Origin of the sequence: Mycobacterium sp. (genome assembly GCF_049802695.1) — a bacterium.
Lineage (GTDB): Bacteria > Actinomycetota > Actinomycetes > Mycobacteriales > Mycobacteriaceae > Mycobacterium.
In genome coordinates this window covers 1-8,585 of the sequence record NZ_JBARMY010000099.1, presented here as the reverse complement: position 1 = coordinate 8,585, position 8,585 = coordinate 1, and the positions used below count along the sequence as shown (strand labels likewise).

Below are 8,585 nucleotides of genomic sequence, written 5' to 3'. Positions count from 1 at the left end.
CGGCGACGAGGGCCATCGGGCGCCAGCGGTGGTAGGGCGCGTCGGCGTGGTCGTCGACGTCGGGGTACATGTCGTCGTCGGGGTAGTCGACGACGTCTGAGTCGGAGTGATTCCTGATACTGATGATGCCGATGTTATAGATGTGGCAAGTGAGACGCAGCTCTGATTGGGGCGTGTCGGAGGTGCACTGCTACCGCCGACGGTCTGTTCGCTTACGGCGAGCGGCTGGTGGAGATGCACCGTCACAACGTCCATTAGCCTGCTTGCTGAGAAGCCCGCGAGTGAAGTCGAACGGAAGGACCCGGCGTGGAGGTCAAGATCGGTATCACGGACAGCCCGCGTGAACTGGTGTTCAACAGCCCGCAGACGCCCGCGGAGGTCGAAGAGCAGGTTGCTGCGGCGTTCGCCAGTGACACCGGACTACTGAGCCTCACCGACGAGCGAGGTCGTCGCTTTTTGATTAACGGCGCAAAAATCGCTTTTGTGGAGATCGGCCAGGCCGACGCGCGACGCGTCGGCTTCGGTATCAGCGCGGAGTCTGCTAAGACCGGGTAAGCGGCACGTGTGACAGACCGCCCCAGGCGAAGTAAACGGTGCCGTCCACGGCGTCTTCCTTCGAGATCGGACGATCGCTGTCCAGCCAGTACCGGGCGCAGTCGACGCTGACACCCACCAGACCCACCGCGATCATTCTGGCGCGGTGCGGGTCGAGCCCGGAATCCGCGCTGATCAGATCGAACACCGCGTCGATGCACGCTTCGGTAGCCACCCGCACTTGCGCGGAGACCTGTGGCTCGGTGACGTTGTCGTTCTCGAAAATCAGCCGGTAGCCCTGGCCGTCGTGCTCGATGAAGTCGAAGAACGCCTGCACCGCAGCGCGCAACCGTTGCCGGTTGTCGGTGGTGGTGCGTAACGCCTGCCGAACCCCGGAGACGAGATTATCGACGTGCCGTGCCAACACCGCCAGATACAACTCGAGCTTGCTGGTGAAGTGTTGGTAGAGGACGGGTTTGCTCACACCTGCGCGCTCGGCGATCTCATCCATGCCTGCCGCGTGGTAACCGCGGTCGACGAAGATTTCGCTGGCGGCGAAGAGCAACTGGCCGCGGCGCTCGTTGCGTGGCATCCGGTTTCCGCGCCGATTTGATGCCCCGGAGGTGTTCACCGATCGATCACTGCGCGGTTTGGCGCCGGTCCTCGCGGACGTCCTCGCCAGATCGCTGCCCATTATTTCCCCATTCCGCTACGTAGCCGCACGCGCGGCCCGTCCGCGCGCAGCTCGTCGGTCCGACATTACTATCCCGGCCGCTGTACTCAGCCGTTCCTGACGTTATTGACATGCCCTGCGGTACGGTGCGTTTTCTCACGGCACGGTTGCCGGCCACCGTCGGGCGCGTTGGCAGTCGCAGCTAGGGGCAGCTGTGCCATCCTGGAAGCCGTGACTTCTCCGCCGCGGCGTGTGCGCAGCACCGGACAAATGCCGGTGCTGCGCGACAACTGGCGGGAGCCGCTGCGCGCACAGCGCGACCCCCTCGCCTGGGGCGCCGACGGCCGCCCACGCACCAATCGGGAGGACCGCCGCCGGTGGCGAAAGCAATCCTGGCTGGGCCGGTTCGTGTCAACCTACGGCTGGCGCGCATACGCGCTGCCGGTGCTGGCCGTGCTCACGGTGGTGGTGGTCTATCAGACCGCAACCGGGACCAGTGCGCCGGCCTCGGCCCCGAAGGCTGCGGTGCAGGAGCCGCCGACTATCGGTGTCAAGGGCACTTCCATCGTCGACGCGCCGCCGCGTGGGTTGACCGCATTCGACGCCAATCTCCCCACCGGCCTGCTGCCGGAGGGTGGACCGATAACTCCCGCCGGGAACAAGACGTGGCACGTCGTGCCGGGCGCCACCGCCCAGGTAGGTCAAGGCACTGCCAAGATCTTCAAGTACACCGTCGAGGTGGAAGACGGTGTGGACAGCTCGGCGTTCGGCGGCGATGACGCTTTTGTGCGGATGGTCGATCAGACGCTGGTCAACCCCAAAAGCTGGACGCACGACCCGCAGTTCGCATTCATCCGCGTCGACAGCGGCGTTCCGGACTTCCGGATCTCTATCAGCTCGCCAATGTCGGTGCGCGAGGGCTGCGGCTACGAGATTCCGCTCGAGACGTCCTGCTACAACCCGGCTTTCGGGCCCAGCTCGCAGTCGCGGGTCTTCATCAACGAAGCCCGCTGGGTGCGCGGAGCGGTTCCGTTCGAGGGTGACCTCGGTTCCTACCGCCAGTACCTGATCAACCACGAGGTCGGCCATGCCATCGGCTACCAGCGGCACGCGCCGTGCGACAGCCAGGGCGCCCTGGCGCCGATCATGATGCAGCAGACCTTCTCCACCGCCGACAATGACGAGGCCAAGTTCGACCCGGAATGGGTCAAGCCCGACGGCAAAACCTGCCGGTTCAATCCCTGGCCCTATCCGATTGCATAGCGACCCGATACGGGTACCGCGGGTGGGGAAGCAAAGCAGGCCGCATGCCGTTGACTTATTCAATTGCCGTGGACGCAGACAGTTGATGTGATGGGTTGGCGCCGACGGACGTGAAACTTCGGATCGAGGAGATTTCGGTGTCGACATCGTTGCCGCCGCTGGTGGAGCCCGCAGCCGAGCTCACCCGCGAGGAGGTCGCGCGTTACAGCCGGCACCTCATCATCCCTGACGTCGGCGTGGACGGTCAGAAGCGGCTCAAGAACGCGCGGGTACTGGTGATCGGCGCCGGCGGGTTGGGTTCCCCGGCACTGCTGTACCTTGCCGCCGCCGGTGTGGGCACGATCGGCGTCGTCGACTTCGACGTCGTTGACGAATCGAATCTGCAACGTCAGATCATCCACGGCATCGCCGATATCGGCCGGTCCAAGGCGGAATCGGCCCGCGACTCCATCGCTGCGATCAATCCGCTGGTGCAGGTGCGGTTGCATGAGTTGAGGTTGGAACCCGACAACGCCGTTGACCTGTTCGAGCAGTACGACCTGATCCTGGATGGCACCGACAACTTCGCGACGCGTTATCTGGTCAACGACGCCGCGGTGCTGGCCGGCAAACCCTATGTGTGGGGGTCGATCTATCGATTCGAAGGCCAGGTTTCGGTGTTCTGGGAGGACGCGCCCGGCGGCCAGGGCCTCAATTACCGCGACCTCTACCCTGAGCCGCCGCCACCGGGAATGGTTCCCTCCTGCGCGGAGGGCGGCGTACTGGGCATCCTGTGCGCTTCTGTCGGGTCGGTGATGGCCACCGAGGCCGTCAAACTGCTCACCGGCATCGGCGAACCGCTGCTGGGGCGTCTGTTGATCTATGACGCGCTGGAGATGAGCTACCGCAGTGTTGTAGTCCGCAAAGACCCCTCTACACCGAAGATCACCGAGCTCATCGACTATGAGCAGTTCTGCGGAGTCGTTTCTCATGAGGCTGCCGAGGCGTCGGCCGATTCGACGATCACGCCGCGCGAACTGCGCGATTTGCTGGATTCCGGCAAGCGCGTCACCTTGATCGACGTGCGCGAGCCGGTGGAATGGGACATCAACCACATCGACGGCGCGCAACTGATCCCGAAGGCGTTGATCAGTTCGGGCGAGGCACTCGCTAAGGTGCCGCAGGACCGCACCCCGGTGCTGTACTGCAAGACCGGCGTGCGATCGGCAGAAGCGCTGGCCGACTTGAAGAAGGCCGGTTTCTCGGATGCGGTGCACCTGCAGGGCGGAATCGTCGCGTGGGCCAAGCAGGTGCAGCCTGACATGGTGATGTACTAGCCGGCTAATCGTGTCCGGCAGGCAATCGTGTCCGGCCCGCCGGGCAGGTAGGGCACCGTTACGCTGACCGTGTGACTCTGGAGCCGCCGCCCCAACATGTGCTGGCGGCGTTCGGACTCAGCGACGTTGAGCCGGTGCCGCTGGGTGGCAACTGGGAGGGCGGCTGGCGGTGCGGCGAAGTGGTGTTGTCGTTGGTCGCGGACCATGCTCGCGCTGCCTGGTCCGCGCGGGTGCGGGAGACCCTGTTCGTCGACGGCGTCCGACTGGCCAGGCCGGTCCGCTCGACCGACGGGCGCTACGTCGTCTCCGGCTGGCGGGCCGACACATTCGTGGCCGGCGCACCAGAGCCGCGGCACGACGAGGTGGTTTCGGCGGCGGTGCGGCTACACGAGGCCACCGGCAAGCTCGAGCGTCCTCGCTTCCTCACCCAGGGCCCGACGGCACCGTGGGCAGATGTCGACGTCTTCATCGCCGCCGACCGCGCCGCGTGGGAGGAGCGCCCACTGCACTCGCTGGCGGCGGGCGCGCCCGCGGCACCGGCGACGGCGGAGGCCCAGCGCTCGATCGACCTGATTGACCAGCTCGCGGCGCTACGCAAGCCGACCAAGAGCCCCAATCAGCTGGTGCACGGCGACCTGTATGGAACGGTGCTGTTCGCCGGCACCGCCGCACCCGGAATCACCGACCTCACGCCCTACTGGCGGCCCGCGTCCTGGGCTGCGGGCGTTGTGGTAGTGGATGCGCTGTCTTGGGGCGAGGCCGACGACGGCCTCATCGAGCGCTGGGACGCCCTTCCTGAGTGGCCGCAGATGTTGTTGCGCGCTTTGATGTTTCGACTTGCCGTGCACGCACTGCACCCGCGGTCGACCGCAGCGGCCTTCCCGGGACTGGCACGCACCGCGGCCTTGGTACGGCTCGTTCTTTAGCGCGATCGGATGAAGAACCGATGGCGGACCTCGGGCAGCGCGATCCTGCCGTCGACGGCGAGGATCCCTTCAGCGCGCAACAGTTCGAGCTGCCGACTGGTCAGGTGTGCCGCTGGCCGACCGGATGCGGTGATCACGCGGTGCCACGGCAGATCCGCCGAGTCCGTCCGCATGATCCATCCGACGACTCGGGGGCTGGATAGGCCTGCGGCAGTCGCGATGTCGCCGTAGGTGGCGACCCGGCCGGCAGGAATACCGGCGACCAGTGCACGGACTTTCTCGACCTGCTCGTCGGTGATCGGTGCCACGGTCAGGTCAACCGCTCGCGTATCGCCGCGCCGACTTCGGCCGGGCGGGCCTGGGCCACCATGTGGTCGCATTCCACGTCCGACAGCACGAAGTCGGCGCCCAGCCGCTGCTGCATGCTTGTGATCAACTCGTCGCTGACATAGGGCGGCGACGTCCACTTCGCGCGCAGCAGCGTCGTCGGTGTCCCCGGCCCGGGCAGCACCGGTTCGCGAGCGAGCTCGCTCCAATACGACACCATCGCCGGCAGGCTGACCCGCCAGTGGTACCGCCCGTCCGGCGTTGCGACAAGGTGTTCTCGCAGTTCGTCGTCGAGGACGGCGGGGTCGACGTCGGCCCACGCGCCGGTGGCCTTTTCTGCGCGGGCTTCAGCCGCGTCCGGGTAGTCCGGTGAAGCCAGCATCGCGTCGGCGATCTCGGCCATCCATGCGCCGTCCAACCCGACCGCCGGATCGAGCAGCACCAGCGCGGCTACCAGGTCTGGATGTGCCGCCGCCAGATGCAGAGCCACCGCACCGCCGAACGAATGCCCGACCACCAGCACTGCAGATTCGGCCTGCTGCTCGAGCAACGCTGACAATGCGCCGACGTTGGCGTCGATAGTCCATGGCGCCGCCCACGAAGAGCTTCCGTGGCCCAGCAGATCCGGTGCGGCGACCGGGATTTCAGGTAGCTGTTCGGCGGCGAAGCGTTGCCAGCGCTGTCCGTGCCCGGTCAGCCCGTGAATCGCCAGCACCCGTACCGGTCCTGACGGGCCATAGTGGTGCACATGCAGGCCACCGCTCACGTGTCGACGGCCGTTTTCGCGGGGCTGGAAAGTCACGTCGGCGCGGTCAACGCGGGACACGACGTGACCGGCGTCCGTCATTCTCTGGACTCTTCCTTCCTGCCTTCGACCCGAAACCACTTGCCGGCGATCGTCGATCAGCCTTCAGTCTGGCATTGTCCAGTTGCAACTGGTTGTTGTCCGACTCGAGTCGGCTGTTGCGGGTCTCCAGGTCGAGGATTCGGGCGATGCCGGCAAGGTTGACGCCTTGATCGACGAGATCGGTGATCTGCTTGAGGCGGTCGAGATCGTCGTCACTGTAGCGGCGGGTGCCGCCGGCGGTCCGGAAGGGAGTCAGCAGCCCCCAACGCTCATACAGCCGCAGCGTCTGCTGCCCGAGGCCGGACAGCTCGGATGCCACCGAAATGCCGTAGACGCCGCGGGCGGATCGCGAGCTGGAGTCACCGGCCAATTGCGTCTCCATCCGACAGGTGAGCGTTCAGTTGCAGTTGTCCAAAACATACCATGTGTGACAACGCAAATATGCTGCTACTACCGAAGATCATCTGTCCCACAGGCGGAAAAACTATGCGGAATCCTCTTGCGGAGAAGCGGTTGAGGTGCTAATAATTATCTTTGTCGACAGACACAAGTTATCGTCTCTCATTGGAGGTGGAACATGGTGCTGATGCGTACAGACCCCTTCCGCGACCTCGATCGCTTGACCCAGCAGGTGTTCGGTACGGCAGCCCGGCCCGCTGTCATGCCGATGGACGCATGGCGCGACGGCGAACAGTTCATCGTCGAATTCGATCTTCCTGGCGTACAGGCGGATTCGCTTGACCTCGACGTCGAGCGCAACGTGCTGACGGTGCGGGCAATGCGTCCCGCACTGGACCAGAGCCGGGAGATGGTGTCCGCCGAGCGGCCGCGCGGCGTGTTCAGCCGGCAGCTCTTCCTGGGCGACAACCTGGATACCGACAGAATCGAGGCGAACTACCACGATGGTGTCCTGCGGCTCACGATTCCGGTGGCCGAAAGGGCCAAGCCTCGTCGCATCGAGATCAGCCACGAGGGTGAACGCACCCCAATCAACGCCTGACGAAAGGGAGGAATAGTCATACCGGCGGCAGCCCGATATCGGCTGCCGCCGGTATGCGTCGTACACACGGACGATCAGCGCGAACGGACTTGTCGGACCCTCGTGGTGTCATGCCGTCATGCCGTATCCCTGGGGCGCCGAGGCCAGTGCCGTGCTCGATCCAAGCGTGCGCGGCCTGCTGCGCATCGTCGGCGGACCGGGCACCGGCAAAAGCAGCCTGTTGGTCGACGCCGCGGCGGCCCAGATCGCTGCCGGGGTTGATCCGCAGTCGGTGCTGCTGTTCACCGGCACCGGCAAGATCCGGATGCAGGCGCGCACCGCACTGACGACCGAATTGCTGCGGACAGGAGCCGACGCGCCCTGCCGCGCCGTGGTCCGCGAACCGCTGGTGCGCACCGTGCACAGCTACGCGTTCGCGGTGCTGCGGCTGGCCGCTCAACGCGCAGGCGATCCGCCGCCGCGGCTTATCACCAGCGCCGAACAAGACGCTGTCATCCGGGAACTGCTGGCCGGCGACCTGCACGACGCGCCGCTGTCCAAGTGGCCCGATCAGCTGCGGCCGGCGCTGGGCACGGCCGGCTTCGCCGCAGAGCTGCGCGACCTGCTCACCCGGTGCGCCGAGCGTGGCGTTGACCCGATGCAGCTGCAGCGGTTGGGCCGGCTGCACACACGTCCGGAATGGACGGCCGCCGGCCGATTCGCCCGGCAGTACGAGCAGGTCATGCTGCTGCGATCGGCAGTGGGGATGGCGGCCCCGCAGGCGACGGTGCCGGCGCTCGGGGCAGCTGAACTCGTCGGAGCTGCTCTCGAGGCCTTCGCCGCAGACCCGGCGTTGCTGGCCGCTGAACGTCACCGCATCCGGGTACTTCTCGTCGACGACGCTCAGCAGCTCGATCCGCAGGCGGCTCGTCTGGTCCGGGTCCTGGCGGCCGGCGCGGACCTGACTTTGATCGCCGGTGACCGCAACCAGGCAGTGTTCGGCTTCCGCGGCGCCCAGCCTGCCGCGTTGCTCGGCGGCGACTCGCCGGTGATCACCCTGACGCAGTCATACCGCTGCTCTGCTGCCGTCGCGTGCGCCGTCAACGCTGTAACGCGGCGGCTTCCGGGTGTCGCCTGCGCTGAAATAGCCGGAGCCGACGGCAAATATGGCTCAGTGGCGACGCGACTGGCGGCATCGGCGCACGCCGAGGCGACGTTGATCGCCGACGAACTGCGTCGCGCCCACCTCGTCGACGGGGTGCCGTGGTCACAGATGGCGGTCATCGTGCGGTCGATGCCGCGCGTCGGCGCCGGGCTGGCGCATGCGCTGGCCAGGACGGGCGTCCCCGTTGTCATCCCGGCAGTCGGCGGGGCGCTCTCGGAACACCCCGCGGTGCACACCCTGCTGACGGTGCTGGCGGCGACAGCGGACGGGCTCAACGGCGACCAAGCGCTTACTCTGCTGACCGGACCGATCGGCCGGGTCGATCCGATTGCGCTTCGACAGCTTCGCCGCTCTTTGCGCCGCGCCGAATCCGCTGCTGGGCGAACCAGTGCGGAGGATTCCCTGGTGAAGGCGTTGACGGCGGATACGCCGGTGCGACTCCCTCCCGCGCAGGCGCGGCCAGTACGCCGAGTGCGCGCTGTCTTGGCCGCGGCTGCCCTCAGCCACCGCCAGGGTCGAGACCCGCGTTACACGCTGTGGCAGGCGTGGCAGCGG

General features: G+C 66.4%; 10 protein-coding genes. 6 read left to right on the top strand and 4 right to left on the bottom strand.

The features are described from left to right. Window positions 1-306 precede the first annotated feature (306 nt). Window positions 307-555: a DUF3107 domain-containing protein gene (locus tag WA317_RS03650; protein ID WP_425171741.1), complete on the top strand. Its 249-nt coding sequence runs from the start codon at window positions 307-309 to the stop codon at window positions 553-555. Here WA317_RS03650 and WA317_RS03645 read toward each other — a convergent pair. Next, window positions 542-1,228 (bottom strand): TetR/AcrR family transcriptional regulator, encoded by a 687-nt coding sequence (locus tag WA317_RS03645; RefSeq protein WP_425171740.1) that lies wholly within the window; start codon window positions 1,226-1,228, stop codon window positions 542-544. The genes WA317_RS03650 and WA317_RS03645 overlap by 14 nt on opposite strands. A gap of 249 nt (window positions 1,229-1,477) precedes the next feature. Here WA317_RS03645 and WA317_RS03640 point away from each other — a divergent pair, with 249 nt between their 5' ends. The 3 genes from WA317_RS03640 to WA317_RS03630 all read left to right on the top strand — a co-directional run bounded on the left by WA317_RS03640 (window position 1,478) and on the right by WA317_RS03630 (window position 4,712). Beyond that, a complete protein-coding gene (locus WA317_RS03640; protein ID WP_425171744.1) occupies window positions 1,478-2,470 on the top strand; it encodes a DUF3152 domain-containing protein in 993 nt (330 codons plus the stop codon). Window positions 2,471-2,607: 137 nt separating this feature from the next. Next, window positions 2,608-3,786 carry an adenylyltransferase/sulfurtransferase MoeZ gene (gene moeZ, locus WA317_RS03635; RefSeq protein WP_425171739.1) on the top strand — a complete coding sequence of 393 codons (1,179 nt, stop codon included), beginning with the start codon at window positions 2,608-2,610 and terminating at the stop codon, window positions 3,784-3,786. A gap of 71 nt (window positions 3,787-3,857) precedes the next feature. Then, a complete protein-coding gene (locus tag WA317_RS03630; protein ID WP_425171738.1) occupies window positions 3,858-4,712 on the top strand; it encodes a TIGR02569 family protein in 855 nt (284 codons plus the stop codon). Here the strand turns inward: WA317_RS03630 and WA317_RS03625 are convergent. From WA317_RS03625 to WA317_RS03615, 3 genes are read right to left on the bottom strand one after another with little or no spacing between them, the layout of a single operon-like run. Continuing rightward, on the bottom strand, window positions 4,709-5,020 hold the full coding sequence (locus WA317_RS03625) for an MGMT family protein (RefSeq protein ID WP_425171737.1): 312 nt from the start codon (window positions 5,018-5,020) through the stop codon (window positions 4,709-4,711). The two genes, WA317_RS03630 and WA317_RS03625, sit on opposite strands and share 4 nt — an antisense overlap. 2 nt (window positions 5,021-5,022) lie before the next feature. Further along, window positions 5,023-5,805: an alpha/beta fold hydrolase gene (locus WA317_RS03620; protein WP_425171743.1), complete on the bottom strand. Its 783-nt coding sequence runs from the start codon at window positions 5,803-5,805 to the stop codon at window positions 5,023-5,025. Between the two features lie 46 nt (window positions 5,806-5,851). Continuing rightward, window positions 5,852-6,256, bottom strand: coding sequence for a MerR family transcriptional regulator (locus WA317_RS03615; protein ID WP_425171742.1), 405 nt, complete (start codon window positions 6,254-6,256; stop codon window positions 5,852-5,854). Window positions 6,257-6,463: 207 nt separating this feature from the next. Between WA317_RS03615 and WA317_RS03610 the strand changes: the two genes are divergently transcribed. Both WA317_RS03610 and WA317_RS03605 read left to right on the top strand, forming a co-directional pair. Next, window positions 6,464-6,886, top strand: a complete 423-nt coding sequence (locus WA317_RS03610) for an Hsp20/alpha crystallin family protein (RefSeq protein WP_425171736.1) — start codon at window positions 6,464-6,466, stop codon at window positions 6,884-6,886. Window positions 6,887-7,004: 118 nt separating this feature from the next. Continuing rightward, the coding region (locus WA317_RS03605) for a UvrD-helicase domain-containing protein (protein ID WP_425171735.1) at window positions 7,005-8,585 on the top strand (1,581 nt) is incomplete at its 3' end.

Excerpts from the sequence above, each read along its gene's own strand:
- WA317_RS03645 (WP_425171740.1), bottom strand. The coding sequence starts at position 1,228 with ATGGGCAGCGATCTGGCGAGGACGTCCGCGAGGACCGGCGCCAAACCG.
- WA317_RS03640 (WP_425171744.1), top strand. The coding sequence starts at position 1,478 with ATGCCGGTGCTGCGCGACAACTGGCGGGAGCCGCTGCGCGCACAGCGC.
- WA317_RS03610 (WP_425171736.1), top strand. The coding sequence starts at position 6,464 with ATGGTGCTGATGCGTACAGACCCCTTCCGCGACCTCGATCGCTTGACC.